The following is a 15,537-nucleotide window of genomic DNA, read 5'->3' on the forward strand; positions in this document are numbered from 1 at the left end:
CTTCAGTCTCCTTCTCAGAATTTCGCCGGGGTCTGCGGAACGATCATGGCCACCAATGCGGCAGCGCTCGTCGCTCCGACCAGGACTCCGAATGCAGCCATGTACGAGAACTGGTCCACCATCCATCCCATCATGAGCGGGGTGATGAAACCGGCGAACTGACCACAACCGTTGATCAAACCCATTCCGGAACCGAGGAATTCGGAAGGAAGTGCCCGCAACGGCATCGCGAAGATCGACATCGAACACAGACCGCTGATGCCTAGAGCCAACGTCTCGTAGAACGTGAACATCGCGACGGTGTCAGCGGTGGTCATCAGGAACAACAGGACTGCCGACGTGGCCATACACGGAACCAGAAGAATCCGAGCCCGGTCGTGGAAGTACTTGTCCACCAACCGCCCGCCCACAATCGTGGCCAGCGCCGTGACGATGAAGGGGATCGCGGCAAAGATTCCCGTGTCGATCAGCGAGAGTCCCTTGTCGTTGAGCAGATAACTCGGCACCCAGGTCATCAGACCGTACGCGGACATGTTGGCCAGGCAGAACAGAATTGCGAACTTCCACACCGACGCGGACTTGAACACCGCGGCGCGAGAGTGCTCGCTCGCCAGAGGTTGCAGCGCAGCCTCAGGATCTTCCGAGATGTCCGTGTCCAACGGTGCCGGCAGCACCAACCACACCACCGTGCCGATCACAGCGCCGACGATGGCCACCAGCCAGAACGCGTCACGCCACCCCACGGCCATGAGGACCGGCGCGATGATCAGCGGTGCGACGCCGGGGCCGAGGTTGTTGGCGCCGAGCATGAAACCCATCGCGGTCGCTCTGGTTTTCGGACGCGTCCGCTCAGCCAAAGCCTTGAACGACGCCGCCGGAAAGAGCCCCTGGCTGATACCGAACATCGCACGCATGACCATCAGCGAGATGAGACCCCACGCGAACCCTGTCAACGCGGTGAACACCGACCACAGGATCAAGGCGACGATCAACAGTGGCCTGGGTCCGAAGCGGTCGGCCAACATTCCGCCGGGGACCTGCCCGAGCATGTAGAAGATCGCGAAGACCGAAACCACACCACCCAACTGCGTACTGCTGAGCGAGAATTCGTCGCCGATCATCGGAAGCGCAAGCCCGATCATGACGCGATCCACCATGTCGATCAACCAGATAGTACTGAGCAGCCCCACCGTAACGGTGGTTGTGCGACGAATCGACTTGTTGTCCAACATGTTTCGAACCGAACCGCCGGTCCCCCGCAATGGTTCTTCCACTGTGACGCGTTCCGCCTTCATCAAGCCTCCCGAATTGTCTTGTGCCGCATGGACTAGAACATTGAAAAGACTGATGAAGTGTGACAGCGAACACGTCTACCGCATTGGTCCGTTTCACCAATACCTGAAGCAACGTTTGGTCGGTCGGAACATGTTCTGCCCCAGTAGATGACAAATGCCGCCGACGCACACGGCGTCGGCGGCATTTCGCGATAGAGTCGCTACTTCATCACGTGCGATTAGCGACTGCCACGATCGTCGAGACGCCTGCGGCTGCAAGCCGAGCATTGACAGTGATCAGGCCGAGAATGTCGTCGACGCTGCCGAGTGTGTGCGAAATCGTACGATCCGAAATCCGTCGTGAGCCGGGAACAGCCTCGGCGAGTTCAGCTCCCGTAGTGGTGGGGTGAACGATCTCGAGGGTCCATTCGTCACGCAGCTCGACCGGCTTCAGTGTGTCGGCCTTGCGCACTGCGCGCTCGGCGCCTGCTCGGATCTGCTCGCACGCCAGCGACGGCGGCAGCGAATTGGTTGCCGACCATCCGTGTGCCTTCTTGACCTCGACGGTCTCGGTTGTCGGCGAGGCCGCGTCCACCAAGCCACAGATGATGTCGTCACCGGTCACGAGACCGACGGGAACGCCCTGGGTGGCAGCGTAGAGGGTGTTGACGTCGGTCTCAGAGACGGACTTGCCGTCGAGGCGGACGTCGGCGAACAAACTCGAGAACGTGTGCGCCAAGACGCCGGGTCCACCAGCTGGTGCGTGATAGCCGACAAACAGGGCGACGTCGTGATCCGACGTCATTCCTTCGGCCATGCACTGCATCTTGGGTGATCCGAAGATCAGGCGCGCCCGTGGATCCAGATCGGCGTGAAGCAGGTTGTCCATCGTTCCGTGGCTGTCGTTGACCAGGACGCTCGTCGCACCGGCGTCGAACGCACCGGCGATCGCAGCATTGGTCTCGGCAGTCATGAGCATCTGCGCACGGTGATAGCCGCCACCGCCGCGGATCGTCTGATCGAGCGTCGCGATACCCGCGATACCCTCCATGTCCACCGAAATATAGACGTGCATTCCTGTCCTCCATCGATCTCAATCGGCTGAATTGATAACTTCGCTTTCACCTTCACACTCGACTGCATTCGTTTCTTGTCCGGTCGAACGGTGAGTCGGCCTCCATTTGGGACGTTCACACCAGAATCCGATACCCGAGCCGTGAAACCATCGGGACATTCGCCGGGCCAGGCGGTTCGACCAACGACAGGAGTGCAGCGCTGATGCAGGTCCACGACATCGTGTTCACCGGCGGCCGCGTCGTCGATCCCGCATCGGGGACCGACGAGGTTCGGGGCATCGCGATCACCGACGGCAAGGTCTCGGCGTGGGGTCACGACGCGATCGAGGCTCGGCAGACGATCGACGTGACCGGTCAGGTGATCTGCCCCGGATTCATCGACCTGCACAGCCACGGACAGGAAATCGCCGAGCAGCGACTTCAAGCGTTGGACGGAGTGACGACGGCCCTCGAACTGGAGGCAGGCGTCATTCCTGTTGCGAAGGCATATGCGCGTGCCGGTGCCGAGGGGCGCCCGATCAACTACGGCTACGCGACGTCGTGGGCGCACGCACGCATGATCGAACTCTCGGGCGCCGATCCCGATGGCGACATCAGGACTCTCTTGCACCATGTCGGTTCCCCGAGTTGGCAGGGCGAACCCACTGCCTCCCAGCGCGCCCACATTCTCGAACTCCTCGAAAACGATCTCGCTGCAGGCGCTCTCGGCATCGGCGTGGTGGTCGGATACGCCCCGAAATCCGATCCGGCCGAGTACCTGCAGGTGGCGGATCTCGCGGCCCGAGCCGGAGTTCCCACTTACACCCATGCGCGCCCACTCATCTCGGCCGATCCGTCGAGCCCGGTGGACGGCGCCGTCGAAATCGCCCGTGCAGCAGCCGAAACCGGCGCGCACATGCACTACTGCCACGTCAACAGCACCTCGGGAATGCACGTCGACCATGCACTGTCCGTGGTGGCTCAGGTCCAGGCAGCCGGATCTCGCGTCACGACAGAGGCGTATCCGTACGGGTCAGGCTCGACGGCCGTCGGAGCTGCGTTTCTCGATCCAGACAAGCTGCATCTGATGAATCTGACACCACGATCGCTGACTTTCGTGCCCACCGGTGAACGTATCGCGGACCGCAAGCAGCTGGAACATCTTCGGGCAACGGACCCCGGCGGACTGGTACTTGTGGAGTTCCTCGACGAGAACGACACCGTGCAGCGCGAATTCCTCGAACGCGCGATGACTTTCGACCGTGCCGCCATCGCGAGCGACGCGATGCCACTGACCTGGCCAGGCCGTACCGCTGCCGATGCGTTGCAGTGGCCATTGCCGGAGAAGGCACTCGGCCACCCACGCGGCGCCGGCACCTATGCGCGAGCGATTCGTACGCTGTACCGCGAGCGTCGGCTGCTGTCGCTGTCGGAGATCATCGCGCGCTGCTCGTTGATCCCTGCGCAGATTCTGGAGGAGTCGGTTCCCTCGATGGCGACGAAAGGCCGGATCAGCCCCGGTAGCGACGCGGACATCCTCGTTTTCGACCCCGAGCGAATCACCGACAACGCCACGTACATCGACGGCACCCGCCCCTCCACCGGTATCAGCCGCGTGCTGGTCGGCGGAGTACCCGTCGTCGAAGACGGTGTCGTGGTCCAGGACGCGTTGCCTGGTCGCCCGGTACGCCGCTCGTAGCCGGATCTCATCCTGACCTGCATAGTTCTGACAGAAAGTCACCACACATGAACACATCGTCTGCAATCAACGGCACAATCGATGACATGACGGATTTCGCGAACCCCCCGATCGGTTGGCAGCACAAGGCCTTCGGCACCGACCTCGAAGGTCGCGACGGTTCCGACCTCGAGCCGCTGGGGATCTCGGCACTCGACGGCAACCTCCTGCTACCCGTGATGACACTCAACCGTGCAGCGATCGCGCACAATGTCGACCTCATGGCGCAGTTCTGCTCCGACCACGATGTGGATCTGGCGCCTCACGCGAAGACCACGATGAGCCCCGAACTGGTTCGACGGCAGCTCGACGCCGGGGCTTGGGCGATGACAGCCGCAACCGTTGCGCAGGCACGCATTCTGCGTGAGTTCGGTGTGGACACCATCATCATCGCCAGCCAGGTTCTCGATCCCGCCGGTATTCGGTGGATCTGCGACGCCCAGGCCACCGACCCCGATTTCTTCGTCACCACCCTCGTGGACTCGGTCGAGAGCGTCCGCCTGATGGAACAGTTGATCGCGAAAGTCTCACCAGCCAGCCGTATCCGGGTTCTCGTCGAACTCGGCTACGACAGCGGACGCGCGGGCGCTCGCACTGTCGAGCAAGCACTCGACGTCGCACGCGCAGCATCGCAGGCACCTTCGTTGATACTCACCGGAGTCGAGGGGTTCGAGGGCATGATGCCCGGAGCCTCGGTAGCAGCCCGCCGTATCTCCGTCGATTCGTATCTCAAATCCGCGCGGGTTTTCACGGAAATCTGTGTGGCCGAGAACCTCTTCGAGAACAACTCCGCGAAGGCTCCCAGGCCACTGGTCACTTTCGGCGGCAGCGCATTTCACGATCTCGTTGTGCGCGAACTGGCCGGACGGTGGGCACTCGACAACGGTGTACGCATCGTGCTGCGCAGCGGTTGCTATATCACCCATGATCACGGTCTCTATGCCGAAACTTCGCCGTGGGCTGACGGTCCGCGAACTCTGCAGGGAGCCGCAGAGGTCTGGGGCGTAGTGCTCTCCATACCTGAACCCGGACGGGTGATCCTGGGCTTCGGCCGCCGCGATGTCGGTTCCGACGCAGGCTTTCCCATAGTCCTGTGGCGCCGACGCGACGGATCCAACCGATCAGCGCGAGAGCTGACGATCACCGCACTCAACGACCAGCACGCGTACGTCGACGTTCCGGCTGACTTCGACGTGAAGGTCGGCGATCTGCTCGGTTGCGGAATCTCGCATCCCTGCACAACATTCGACAAGTGGTCACTGATTCCCGAGGTCGATTCGGATTACCGCGTCGTCGGTACGGTGCACACCTACTTCTGAGGGGACCGGTTGCGGTAATCCGGCGTCAGTCGTCCTTCGGGTCACGCGGCAATTCGACGCGGAACGTCGTCCCCTGCCCGAGGGAGGTCTCGACGCTGACGGTTCCGTCGTGCGCTGCAACCAACGCCGAAACGATGGACAGGCCGAGACCGGCGCCCCCGGTCTCACGGGTGCGAGAGGTGTCGGCGCGGTAGAAACGCTCGAAGATCCGCGCGGCATCCTCGTCACTCAAACCCTGACCGGTATCCGAAACCTCGACCACCGCGGAGTTCTCGGTCGTACCGACACGAACGGTGACCTGCGCATCCGGCGGCGTGTGTTTGATCGCGTTGCCCACCAGATTGGCAACTACCTGACGCAGTCTGGCCTCGTCACCATGCACTTCGGGCAGGCCTGGGCCGCCGGTCATCTGAAGTTCGACAGTTCGATCCGGTGCGATCGCTCGTGCCGCCTGTACCGAATCCGCCGCAACTGCAAGCAGATCCACAGGCTTGTTCTCGAGTGGACGCTGTTCGTCGAGTCTTGCCAGCATGAGCAGATCTTCGACCAGAAGTCCCATCCTCGACGCCTCGCCCTCGATCCGGTTCATCAGCGTTTCCGTATCAGTCATGGCGCCTTGGCGATACAACTCGGCGAACCCACGAATAGTCGTCAAGGGTGTGCGCAACTCGTGGCTCGCGTCGCCGACAAACCTACGCATCTTCTCCTCGGAACGCCGTGCTGATTCCTCCGAAGCCTCGGTCGCGGCAAATGCGTGTTGAATCTGCGCGAGCATTCCGTTGAGCGCCACCGACAATCGGCCGACCTCGGTGCGGTCGTCACGCTCCGGGACCCGTCGATGAAGGTCGCCGGCGGCAATGGCAGCGGCAGTTTCCTCAACCTCGACCAGCGGACGAAGGCTCCGACGAACCACGAAATACGCTCCGCCGCCGAGGATCAGCAGGACAACCAGGCCGATGCCGAGTTGCAGGCCGACCAGGTCGTCGACGGTCTGTTCGATATCCGTCAGTCGCACACCGATAGTCGTGGTCGTGTTTTCGCGAACCGTCGTGAGCACGCGCCAGTTCACGTCCGAACCGTCGCTCGATCCGACGGTGATCGGGCCGTCGGTGGAATCTTTCGACAGGTCTGGTTCGGTCGTCGTCGACTTGTCGTTGAGAGTGATCACCTTCCCGTCCGCGGTCACCGTCCGAACGAAGAAGGGACTGGGCGGACGAGTTTGCGGACCGACATCGCTGGGTGGCTGCAAATCTCTGGTGTGAGGCTTTGCCCAGCCGTCGACCGCCTCGTACAGCGTTTTGTCGGTTCGCTGGGTCAGTGAATTCTCGAGAGCAGAAGTGACCGCGACGCCAGACGCCAACAGACCCAGTGCCGCCAACACCAGCAAGGCCGCAACCAGGGTGAAGCGCAGCGGCAGTGAATGGAGACGGAAACGACCCCGCTTCGGAAGCTGATCGTTTTCCGCGGCGGCGATCATTGCCGCGGTTCACGCATCACGTAGCCGACCCCACGCAATGTGTGAATCAGCGGTGTCTCCCCCGTATCCACCTTGCGCCGCAGGTAGGACACGTAGGACTCGACAACTCCGACCTCCCCGCCGAAGTCGTAGTTCCAGACGTGGTCGAGAATTCGAGGCTTACTGAGAACCGTCCCGGCATTGACCATGAAGTATCGGAGCAGTGTGAACTCGGTGGGTGAGAGTGCAACCAACTCGCCCTTCTTCCAGACCTCGCGGGTGTCGTCGTCGAGTTCGATGTCGGCGAACTTCACCCGCGGCGACTGCTCCGGTGCGACCCCGCGGCCGGCGCGGCGCAGGATGACCCGCAACCTCGTCACGACCTCTTCGAGGCTGAACGGCTTGGTCACGTAGTCGTCCGCGCCGAGGGTCAGGCCGCTGATCTTGTCGTCGAGCGAATCCTTCGCCGTCAGAAACAGGACCGGTGCGTCCACACCGTCGGCACGGAGGCGTCGAAGCAGACCGAAGCCGTCCATCCCGTGCATCATGACGTCGAGAACAATCGCGTCGGGACGGAATGTCCGTGCGACGTCCAGGCCTTGGGCTCCGCTCGAAACAGTCGCCACCTCGAAACCCTGGAATCGGAGGCTCACGGAGAGCAACTCCACGATGGTGGGTTCGTCGTCGACGACGAGGATGCGGGCTTCGGGGGTCTTGTCGGTCACGAGAACCATCTTCTCCCCTGCCACTGGATTCTCGCTGTATGTTCCCTGGGAGCTTCCTGTGAACGGCTGAGTGCAGGTGAAAAGCTGAGTGCAGGCGAAAAGCTGGGGTACAGGCCCACGAACCGGAAGGATGCGGCATGTCACTACCTCCACTGTGGAACATGGAATGACTGTGGAACATGGAATGCTTGACCTGGCGTATTCCTCTGTTCACCAACAACTCCGATCCCGGCGAGGATCCCGGCTTCGCGCCACCGGAGTCTTGGGCACAAGCCCTCGCGGCTGTAGCCCAAGATCTGCGTTGCCTGCGATTCGGAGCTGAAGTTGTTGTCGATCGTCTGATCTGGGAATTTTCGATCAACAGCGACTACAACGTCACGATCGGCTGGCAAGGCGCACGTGACATCGGCGGATTCAGCTACTTCAACGCACTGTCGATGGATACTGCATTCGCGGACGCTGCGGTGTGGGTCGCCGATATCGTTCAGACCAAATTGGCCGGATACGACTTCGTTCAGTGGCCGAGCCGAGGGCGCCATCTGCTTGTCCCTCGACTTCGAGACGGGGAACCGGTGTGGATGGATCCGCACGGCGATGTGACGATCAGTCGTATCGGCGAGTTGTGCAAAAATTCGACGAATTATGCAGCAACGTAGCCCAGTTCAAATCGCTCAGCTCTACGGTTCGGTGGCGTCCGCGCTGGTCGGCGGTGTGGTGGCCGCGTACGCAGTGGCCGAGTCCCGAGTTGACGACTTCTCGTTCTCCGACGACGGCCTCACCTCGGTGGTGATCACGCCGCAGTGGGCGGGCGCAACTGCCGCTGTGGTTGCGGCGGTCGGTGTTGCGCTACTACATCGCTGGGGACGTGGCGGACTCGCGAGTGTCTTCGCTGCAGTTGGCGCCCTAGTCATCGCGTTACCAGCATTCGTCCCTGTCTCCGCCTCGATATCGGTGACCCTGAACGCAATGGGAGCCGGCACTTTCCTCGCGGCGGCGGCATATCCGACGAAGAGTCACCGCGCAGCACAAATTGCTCTCGCACTCGGGGTGACCGCGACGACCCTGTACTTCGGCGCCGCAGACTTGTGGCGCGATCGCGTCGCAAGGTGGTCGCTCACACTTCCGGGCGATACCTACCCCGTGCCGTCCACGGTTCCCGTCTGGATACTGCTCGCTGCAACCCTTCTGTTAGCCGGAGTCGCCTCGGTCGCACGATCAGGTCAAGAGACGGACGACGTCGACACACGCCTGGCGACTTTGGGAGTTGTTCTGCCCCTGGCATTCACGGCCCTGTATGCGTGGTTGGGCTCGACGTCGACATCGCCTGGGTCCTGGGTGACGGCGGTGGTGATCGCAGTTGCCGTTACCGTCGCACTGGCTTGGCGTTTGCCGCAACACGACGGCCGCTTCATACTCGCCGGACTCGCAATCGGCGCGGTTTCGATCAGCTCGATTTCCTTTTCATCCGACTGGACTTGGGCGGTGCCCGCGGTGGGTGCTGCGCTGGCGCTGGGCGTCGCCGTCGGCTGGAAAAGACCAATGCCCCAACTCGGGCTGGGACTGCTTGCCGTGACCGCACTCTCGGGATTGCTGGATGCCGCCCTGACCACGGTCGCCTATGTCTTCGTCCTCCCGCTTGCGCTGGGACTGGCCGTCGCGTCATGCATGCCTGTTGCCGTCGGAGCAGTCGCGAGCGGGTCGGTACTTCCCTTCACTCTTACCTTGTTCTCGGTTTCAGCGACCTTCCTGGACCCTGTCTCGCAGGAATTCGGGTGGCCGACCGCTCCGCTCGAGGAACACGGTCCGGCCGCCGTGACCACGCCGATTCCTTTGACTGTTCTCGCTGCGACGGCGACGATCGTGGTGGCCATGTCGACCATCCATCTGAAGAGAGTTCGAACGGCTGTGGTGACCTAAATCGCCAGCTGATCGGGTCGGAACACAGAATTCTGTTGCTATGGTTGGGTGGTCAACGACGACATCCGGACGAGCGCACCGTACCCGGCCAGCGAAAAGACGGTGCCTTGGGAGTTGTTCACCATGGCATGGATCGTGCTCGTCATTTCCGGACTTTTCGAAGCTGTCTGGGCTACCGCGCTGGGTAAGTCCGACGGATTCAGCAAGATGTCACCCACCGTTGTCTTCATCCTCGGCCTGATCGTCAGTATGGCCGGCCTCGCGTATGCAATGCGCACCCTTCCCATCGGAACTGCGTACGCGGTCTGGGTCGGCATCGGCGCCGCCCTGACCGTCGGATACGCGATGATCACCGGCGCGGAGTCCACGTCAGTCGTCAAGATTCTGCTGATCCTCGGCATCGTCGGTTGTGTGGTCGGTCTGAAGGTCCTTCACTGACCGGCGATCCTGATGAGTGTTTGTGTGTTACCGGTTACAGTTAACGCATGAAACTGCTGGAGATGCTCACGCTTCCCCTACGCGCGGGCATTGCAGCCGCAGAGATCAGTTTGGGTATCGCCGAGCTGACGGTGACTACCGTCCGTATCGCCGTCGGTAATACCGGTGCCGTGACGGCGGGTGCTGCAGGCCTGGCCAGCCCTCGCGGACCCATGCAGATGATCCAGCAGTTGTCATCGCTTACTGCAGACGATCGGCCCATCGGGCAGGCCTTGGCCCCCGGTGGGCCGCTCGATCGCCTTCTCTCACCCGGCGGCCCGGTCGACAAACTGACTGCACCCGACGGCACTCTCGAACGACTTCTCGCTCCCGGCGGACCACTCGAAAGACTTCTTGCTCCCGGCGGACCGCTGGATCGGGTGCTCGCCGAGAACGGCGCCTTGGAACGGTTGCTCGCCCCGGACGGTCTCCTCGACCGAATGATGGCGGAGGACGGTCCGCTGGAACGACTGACCGCACAGGACGGTGCCGTCGAACGCCTGACTGCCAAGGACGGTGTCATCGATCGCGCACTGGCCGAGAACGGCATCCTCGAAACGCTCTTGGCGGAGAACGGCGCCTTCGAACGGCTCATCGCCGAAGGCGGCCCGCTTGACCAGATCGTTGCACTGTCCGATACGTTGACTTCGCTCGCCCCCAACCTCGAGAGAATGAGCGCCAGCATCGAGGTACTGCAGGAAACAGTCGGAATCCTCAGTGCTGCAGTCGGTCCACTCGGAGAACTGGCCGGCAAGCTTCCCAATCGCTGGCTCAAGAGCAAGGGCGAGCGCCCAGGGCCGGACCTTCCGATCGAATCGGCATAACAAACGGTTACTCGCCGATTACGCGGTCAGTTGTTGATCACGATGTTGAGATTGATGATGATTCCGCCGAAAGTCAGAATCGTGTTGGCCAAGCCAACGGTCATTCCACTGTTCAGAGCCGCGATCAGTCCGTTCATCGTCGTATCCCCTTCACTGTCTGCGGGTTACGCGTACAAGATTGTGCGCTGGCGCTGACAATAGGCCAAGTTCGCGACCTGCGCGCCATTGCGGAGAAAACTTGTACCGCGGTCGCAGTTTCCGCGTTAACTGTTGCAGGACAACGCAATTCCATTCTCGGCGCACTACCCGCAAATGACTGAACCAAACATCACGATTAGGCATACGTATCCCACCCGCATAACCGTCTGCCCCACCAGACACTTGTCCACCCAAACAGAGTGCACAACAGTTAGTCCGGTGCAACAATAAGACGAATCGGACATGCCTGCGACGTGATGGGGAAGGGTGGTTGAGACAATGACGGCGCCGCGCATTGCCAGAGAACACCGCGGCCCTACCGGGGGCCGAAATTCTGCGTCGCAGGACAGCCTGGACGCCGCCTCGGACGCCCTGCAATCGCTGTACGCGCACCTCGATCCACATGCCCAGGCCGAGCAATTTCTCGAACAGGTCTGCAAACACGCCGTCGATCTCATCGCCGACGCCGACATGGCCGGAATTACCATCGGCGGTTCGGATTCGACATTCCGAACCGTAGCCGCCACCCACCAACTTGTTCGCACCGTCGACTCGATCCAATTCCGACTGGACTACGGACCGAGTGTGACGTCGTCACGCACGGGCACAGTTGTACGTGCGCATGCCAGCGAAGCCCACAGCCGGTGGCCTCAATTCGCAAGCGCGGCAAAAGCAGTCGGCGCCGTCAGCTTTCTGTCGATGCCATTGCCCGGTAGAGATCGCCCACTGGGAACCCTCAATCTCTACAGCCATGACCTCCGAGGCTTCACCGGCGCCGACGTGGCATTGCTCCAACTGTTCGCCGTCACCTCGTCCTACGCGCTGCACAGCTCGCAGCGCCTCGACATCGCCAGAAAGCACGCGATGGACCTCGAGCGTGCACTCGAATCGAGAGGCGTCATCGAACAGGCCAAGGGCATCATCATGGGTACCCACCGCGTCGATGCCGACCGCGCCTTCCGCATCCTCATCCAGGACTCACAGCGCAGCAACGTCAAACTGCGAGTGATCGCCCAGCAGTACATCGACGGCGCGATCGATCCGCGCCAGGCCACGAACAAGCCTGAGACCAACTGAACCCGGCAGACACAGCATCTCCGCAGACACAGTGCTTCGGCAAACACTGCATCTCGGCAACCACAGTGCTTCGGCAAACACAGAGGCACCCACCAGAATCTTGGTGAGTGCCTCTACTTTCGGAGCCTCCTGTCGGGATTGAACCGACGACCTTTCGCTTACAAGGCGAGTGCTCTACCACTGAGCTAAGGAGGCGAAGACCGACGCGTTGCCGCGACTGACTTTGCGGAGCCATCATATCCAAGCCGTCACGGTGGCCGCGCCCGGGTCACGTTAGATAGCGTGGGCCCCATGCGCAACTCCCACTCCGCCCCCTGATGGCGAAATTCACCGAAGCACTCACACGCCTGACGGGAAACCGCCAAGCCACCGTCGACACGGTCACGTCGGCTCCCGCGCCGCTACAACCGATCGACCTCACCGACGACGCCGTCGTCGCAGAAGTTCTGGACCTGGCGGTTCGGGTCGGCGAAGTCCTCCTCGCCTCCGGGACCGCGGCCATGGACACGGCGGAGCAGGTGCAGTTCATCGCCGCCACCTACGGCCTCGCCCAGTGTGACGTCGACGTCACTTACAACTCGATTGTGCTCTCTGCCTATCGCGGCCCGACGCGACCGCCGGCGAGCACGATGCGCATCGTCCACTACCGCTCGATGGACTTCACGCGACTGGCGGCTGTCGACCGTCTGACGCGTCGTATCCGCCGTGAGGCGATCACACCGGACCAAGCACACGACGCACTCACAGCCATCACGACGGCGCCGCACCCGTACAACCGATGGACCGCAACCATGGCCTGGGCAGCGATGGCGGCTTCGGTCTCCGTCCTGCTCGGCGGCGGGTTCCTTGTTGCCACAGTCGCGTTTCTGACGACGATGGTTATCGATCGGGTCAACCGCGTACTGAACCGGTTCGGGTTGCCGTTCTTCTTCCAGCAGGTTGTCGGTGGTCTCATCGCGGCTGCGCCCGCCGCGACGCTCTATACCTTTCAGGATCAGCTGGGGATCAGTATCCGGCCGTCGCTGGTGATCGCGGCCGGAGTGGTCGTCTTGCTGTCGGGGCTGTCGCTGGTGGGCTCGGTCCAGGACGCGATCATGGGTGCGCCCATCACGGCCGTCGCGCGATTCTTCGAAGTGGTGATGATGACGGGCGGCATCATCGCGGGCGTCGCGATCTCGTTGCGAATGACCGGGATGCTGGGTTCGACGCTTCCACCGATCAACGTGGAAGTATCGACCATCACGCAGTTGCCGATCCTCATGCTCTCCGGCGCGTGTGCGTCGGTCTTCTACGCTCTTGCCTGCTACGCCGAGCGGCGTGCACTCACCGCGGCATTCCTGGGCGGCGCGGCCGGCAGCGGTGTGTCGATCTTCGTGCAAACACTCGACGTCGGCCCCGTGATCGCCGCAGCGATCGCGGCGACGGTCGTCGGTCTTGCCGGTGGTCTGATGGCTCGCCGCGCCCTGACGCCTCCACTGGTCGTCGCGGTCGCAGGCATCACTCCCCTGCTCCCCGGTCTGTCGCTGTACCGAGGCCTGTACGCGCTGCTCAACGACCAGGTACTGATCGGTCTGACTGCCTTGCTGTCGGCATTCGGTATCGGCTGCGCCCTGGCTGCTGGCGTGACGCTCGGCGAATGGGGAGCACGAACACTGCGTCGTCCACGAATCCTGATGCGCGTGGACTCGCTACGCCGACCGATGGTCCGCAAGCGCAAACGCCGCGTTCCCGTCACCGAGAAGTAAGAGAGATTCAAGCAGAAAGAGCTGGGCACCTGACGGTGCCCAGCTCTTTCGGTTCACTCGGGGGTTTCCGAGCAGTGAGAGAATCAGCTCTCGACTGCGTGCTTTCCGCCGGCAGCCTGATCAGCTTCCATTGCCTCGCGCAGGCTCTTCGGACGCATGTCGGTCCAGTTCGCCTCGACGTATTCGAGGCACGCCTTGCGGCTGTCTTCACCGAACACCACGCGCCAGCCGGCGGGGACCTCGGAAAACGTGGGCCACAGCGAGTGCTGGTCCTCGTCGTTCACCAGCACGTAGAAGCGGCCGTCTTCGTCATCGAAAGGGTTAGTGCTCATCTCGCCTCACTCGTTACGTACGTGTCTTGTGCGCCCAGACTAGCAAGCGCACCAGTTCGGTTCTGGTGGCTCAGCACCGACGCCAGAATCTCCCCCGCCCGCACTGCCACGTTCGACAGCAGCGACGACGTCAATCCGTGAGTCTGTTCTGTCCCACCCTGCAGATAGATACCGCCTGTCACGTCCTCCGTTACAGCCAGTCGATAATCCCGACTGACGTTACGCGGAACGGACGAATCCGGCACGAGTTCACCCAACAAATTGTCCAGCGGCGCCGGGGTGAAACCCGTGGCCAGAATGAGTGCGTCGCACGACAGCGTGTCGGTCAAGCCGTCGAGGTTGCTGCGGACGGCCAGTTCGATGCCGGATTCGGTCTCCACGGCACTCGTGATCTCCGAGGCCCGACGCATGAACAGTCGCCGCGGCCCACGAACCATCTCCTGATACTCGGTGGCATAGAGCTTGTTGATCAGTTCGATGTCGACGACCGAGTAATTGGTACTGCGGTGCAGATCGAGAAGTCGACGTCGTTCCGCGGCGTTGGCGCCGTGCAGTTGATCGACGGCTTCGGGATCGAAGATGCGATTTGCGTACGGGCTGTCGTCTGCGGGGCTGTAGCCGTAGCGGGCAAAAACACTGTGGACTTCGGCGTTCGGGTAGTTCGCGTGCAGGTAGTCGACGATCTCCGCGGCACTCTGACCGGCACCGAGAACAACGAACCTGTTGTGCACGGGCTCAGGCATCGCTTCGAGGTGGAAGAGGAACTGGTGGTTGTGGAAGCACCGGGACGACGGCGTTGCCCACTCCGGGATCCGCTCTTTCAGTCCGGCGCCGACGACGATGTTGCGAGCGATCACCGTCTCACCGTCGGCTGTGCGAACCGCAAAGCGATCGACAACACCGTCGGAGTTCTTGATGCCCTCGACCCCGTCGACGGTTGTACCGAACTGCACATCCGCGTCGACTCGTCGAGCTGCCCAGCACAGGTAGTCGTTGAACTCGTGGCGCGTGGGAAAGAAGGTCTGGTGGTTGACGAAGTCGACCAGTCGCCCTTGCTCGAACAGATACGAGAAGAAGCTGTATCCGCTCTGTGGGTTACGGAACGTCACCAGGTCCTTCGGAAACGCGATCTGCATCGTGGCACCGTCGAGCAGCATCCCGGGATGCCACGCGAACTGAGACTGCTTTTCGAAGAACCGCGCATTCACCCGATCAACGGCTGCACAATTTGCATTGTGTTCTTCGACAGCGATGGCCAACGCGAGGTTGGCCGGACCGAACCCGACGCCGACGATGTCGACCACGGCGGGTTCGGCGCTGGAGTCTCTCGGTGATTCACTCATTACAGGTAGTCCATCCCCGACGGGACGACCTGATAAGGTCGCCAATCGATGTCCCGA

Annotated in this window: 14 protein-coding genes, 1 tRNA gene and 1 riboswitch; of the genes, 8 read left to right on the forward strand and 7 right to left on the reverse strand. The window is 62.0% G+C overall.

Annotation, left to right across the window (positions count from 1 at the left end; all coding sequences use genetic code 11):
- Window positions 1–14: 14 nt before the first annotated feature.
- A complete protein-coding gene (locus tag EEB12_RS10625) occupies window positions 15–1,295 on the reverse strand; it encodes an MFS transporter (protein ID WP_141487744.1) in 1,281 nt (426 codons plus the stop codon).
- 208 nt (window positions 1,296–1,503) lie between these two features.
- Window positions 1,504–2,349 carry a M55 family metallopeptidase gene (locus EEB12_RS10630; protein ID WP_019747026.1) on the reverse strand — a complete coding sequence of 282 codons (846 nt, stop codon included), beginning with the start codon at window positions 2,347–2,349 and terminating at the stop codon, window positions 1,504–1,506.
- Window positions 2,350–2,552: 203 nt separating this feature from the next.
- On the opposite strand from EEB12_RS10630, the gene EEB12_RS10635 reads away from it, so the two are divergent.
- Entirely contained in the window at window positions 2,553–4,028 is a 1,476-nt protein-coding gene (locus EEB12_RS10635) for an amidohydrolase family protein (protein ID WP_030534689.1), read from the forward strand.
- Between the two features lie 86 nt (window positions 4,029–4,114).
- Window positions 4,115–5,386, forward strand: coding sequence for an alanine racemase (locus EEB12_RS10640; RefSeq protein WP_234550787.1), 1,272 nt, complete (start codon window positions 4,115–4,117; stop codon window positions 5,384–5,386).
- A 25-nt stretch (window positions 5,387–5,411) separates the two neighbouring features.
- On the opposite strand, the gene EEB12_RS10645 is transcribed toward EEB12_RS10640, so the two are convergent.
- Window positions 5,412–6,863: a sensor histidine kinase gene (locus tag EEB12_RS10645; protein WP_141487745.1), complete on the reverse strand. Its 1,452-nt coding sequence runs from the start codon at window positions 6,861–6,863 to the stop codon at window positions 5,412–5,414.
- On the reverse strand, window positions 6,860–7,576 hold the full coding sequence (locus EEB12_RS10650) for a response regulator transcription factor (RefSeq protein WP_141487746.1): 717 nt from the start codon (window positions 7,574–7,576) through the stop codon (window positions 6,860–6,862). Before EEB12_RS10650 ends, EEB12_RS10645 begins: the two co-directional genes overlap by 4 nt.
- 170 nt (window positions 7,577–7,746) lie before the next feature.
- Here EEB12_RS10650 and EEB12_RS10655 point away from each other — a divergent pair, with 170 nt between their 5' ends.
- The 5 genes from EEB12_RS10655 to EEB12_RS10675 all read left to right on the forward strand — a co-directional run bounded on the left by EEB12_RS10655 (window position 7,747) and on the right by EEB12_RS10675 (window position 12,060).
- Window positions 7,747–8,223, forward strand: coding sequence for a hypothetical protein (locus EEB12_RS10655; protein ID WP_410055701.1), 477 nt, complete (start codon window positions 7,747–7,749; stop codon window positions 8,221–8,223).
- Window positions 8,210–9,484 (forward strand): hypothetical protein, encoded by a 1,275-nt coding sequence (locus tag EEB12_RS10660; RefSeq protein ID WP_141487747.1) that lies wholly within the window; start codon window positions 8,210–8,212, stop codon window positions 9,482–9,484. Before EEB12_RS10655 ends, EEB12_RS10660 begins: the two co-directional genes overlap by 14 nt.
- Window positions 9,485–9,527: 43 nt before the next feature.
- Window positions 9,528–9,593, forward strand: a riboswitch (guanidine-III (ykkC-III) riboswitch).
- Between the two features lie 14 nt (window positions 9,594–9,607).
- Complete coding sequence (locus EEB12_RS10665; RefSeq protein ID WP_020906330.1) at window positions 9,608–9,922, forward strand: DMT family transporter; 315 nt, start codon at window positions 9,608–9,610, stop codon at window positions 9,920–9,922.
- A 47-nt stretch (window positions 9,923–9,969) separates the two neighbouring features.
- A complete protein-coding gene (locus tag EEB12_RS10670) occupies window positions 9,970–10,785 on the forward strand; it encodes a hypothetical protein (RefSeq protein WP_019747018.1) in 816 nt (271 codons plus the stop codon).
- Between the two features lie 477 nt (window positions 10,786–11,262).
- Window positions 11,263–12,060 (forward strand): GAF and ANTAR domain-containing protein, encoded by a 798-nt coding sequence (locus tag EEB12_RS10675; protein WP_020968516.1) that lies wholly within the window; start codon window positions 11,263–11,265, stop codon window positions 12,058–12,060.
- Window positions 12,061–12,183: 123 nt separating this feature from the next.
- Here EEB12_RS10675 and EEB12_RS10680 read toward each other — a convergent pair.
- Window positions 12,184–12,255, reverse strand: a tRNA-Thr gene (locus EEB12_RS10680).
- A gap of 122 nt (window positions 12,256–12,377) precedes the next feature.
- On the opposite strand from EEB12_RS10680, the gene EEB12_RS10685 reads away from it, so the two are divergent.
- Window positions 12,378–13,805, forward strand: coding sequence for a threonine/serine exporter ThrE family protein (locus tag EEB12_RS10685; RefSeq protein ID WP_019747016.1), 1,428 nt, complete (start codon window positions 12,378–12,380; stop codon window positions 13,803–13,805).
- An 83-nt stretch (window positions 13,806–13,888) separates the two neighbouring features.
- Here EEB12_RS10685 and EEB12_RS10690 read toward each other — a convergent pair whose 3' ends face one another.
- Window positions 13,889–14,137 (reverse strand): MbtH family protein, encoded by a 249-nt coding sequence (locus EEB12_RS10690; RefSeq protein WP_003945538.1) that lies wholly within the window; start codon window positions 14,135–14,137, stop codon window positions 13,889–13,891.
- Window positions 14,134–15,480, reverse strand: a complete 1,347-nt coding sequence (locus EEB12_RS10695; protein ID WP_020906329.1) for a lysine N(6)-hydroxylase/L-ornithine N(5)-oxygenase family protein — start codon at window positions 15,478–15,480, stop codon at window positions 14,134–14,136. The genes EEB12_RS10690 and EEB12_RS10695 overlap by 4 nt, the downstream gene beginning before the upstream one ends.
- Between the last annotated feature and the right edge of the window lie 57 nt (window positions 15,481–15,537).

This window comes from Rhodococcus sp. WS1, from assembly GCF_003797745.1.
Classification (GTDB): Bacteria; Actinomycetota; Actinomycetes; order Mycobacteriales; family Mycobacteriaceae; genus Rhodococcus_F; species Rhodococcus_F erythropolis.

Excerpts from the sequence above, each read along its gene's own strand:
- EEB12_RS10625 (WP_141487744.1), bottom strand. The coding sequence starts at position 1,295 with ATGAAGGCGGAACGCGTCACAGTGGAAGAACCATTGCGGGGGACCGGC.
- EEB12_RS10630 (WP_019747026.1), bottom strand. The coding sequence starts at position 2,349 with ATGCACGTCTATATTTCGGTGGACATGGAGGGTATCGCGGGTATCGCG.
- EEB12_RS10635 (WP_030534689.1), top strand. The coding sequence starts at position 2,553 with ATGCAGGTCCACGACATCGTGTTCACCGGCGGCCGCGTCGTCGATCCC.
- EEB12_RS10640 (WP_234550787.1), top strand. The coding sequence starts at position 4,115 with ATGACGGATTTCGCGAACCCCCCGATCGGTTGGCAGCACAAGGCCTTC.
- EEB12_RS10645 (WP_141487745.1), bottom strand. The coding sequence starts at position 6,863 with ATGATCGCCGCCGCGGAAAACGATCAGCTTCCGAAGCGGGGTCGTTTC.
- EEB12_RS10650 (WP_141487746.1), bottom strand. The coding sequence starts at position 7,576 with ATGGTTCTCGTGACCGACAAGACCCCCGAAGCCCGCATCCTCGTCGTC.
- EEB12_RS10655 (WP_410055701.1), top strand. The coding sequence starts at position 7,747 with ATGGAATGCTTGACCTGGCGTATTCCTCTGTTCACCAACAACTCCGAT.
- EEB12_RS10660 (WP_141487747.1), top strand. The coding sequence starts at position 8,210 with ATGCAGCAACGTAGCCCAGTTCAAATCGCTCAGCTCTACGGTTCGGTG.
- EEB12_RS10665 (WP_020906330.1), top strand. The coding sequence starts at position 9,608 with ATGGCATGGATCGTGCTCGTCATTTCCGGACTTTTCGAAGCTGTCTGG.
- EEB12_RS10670 (WP_019747018.1), top strand. The coding sequence starts at position 9,970 with ATGAAACTGCTGGAGATGCTCACGCTTCCCCTACGCGCGGGCATTGCA.
- EEB12_RS10675 (WP_020968516.1), top strand. The coding sequence starts at position 11,263 with ATGACGGCGCCGCGCATTGCCAGAGAACACCGCGGCCCTACCGGGGGC.
- EEB12_RS10685 (WP_019747016.1), top strand. The coding sequence starts at position 12,378 with ATGGCGAAATTCACCGAAGCACTCACACGCCTGACGGGAAACCGCCAA.
- EEB12_RS10690 (WP_003945538.1), bottom strand. The coding sequence starts at position 14,137 with ATGAGCACTAACCCTTTCGATGACGAAGACGGCCGCTTCTACGTGCTG.
- EEB12_RS10695 (WP_020906329.1), bottom strand. The coding sequence starts at position 15,480 with ATGAGTGAATCACCGAGAGACTCCAGCGCCGAACCCGCCGTGGTCGAC.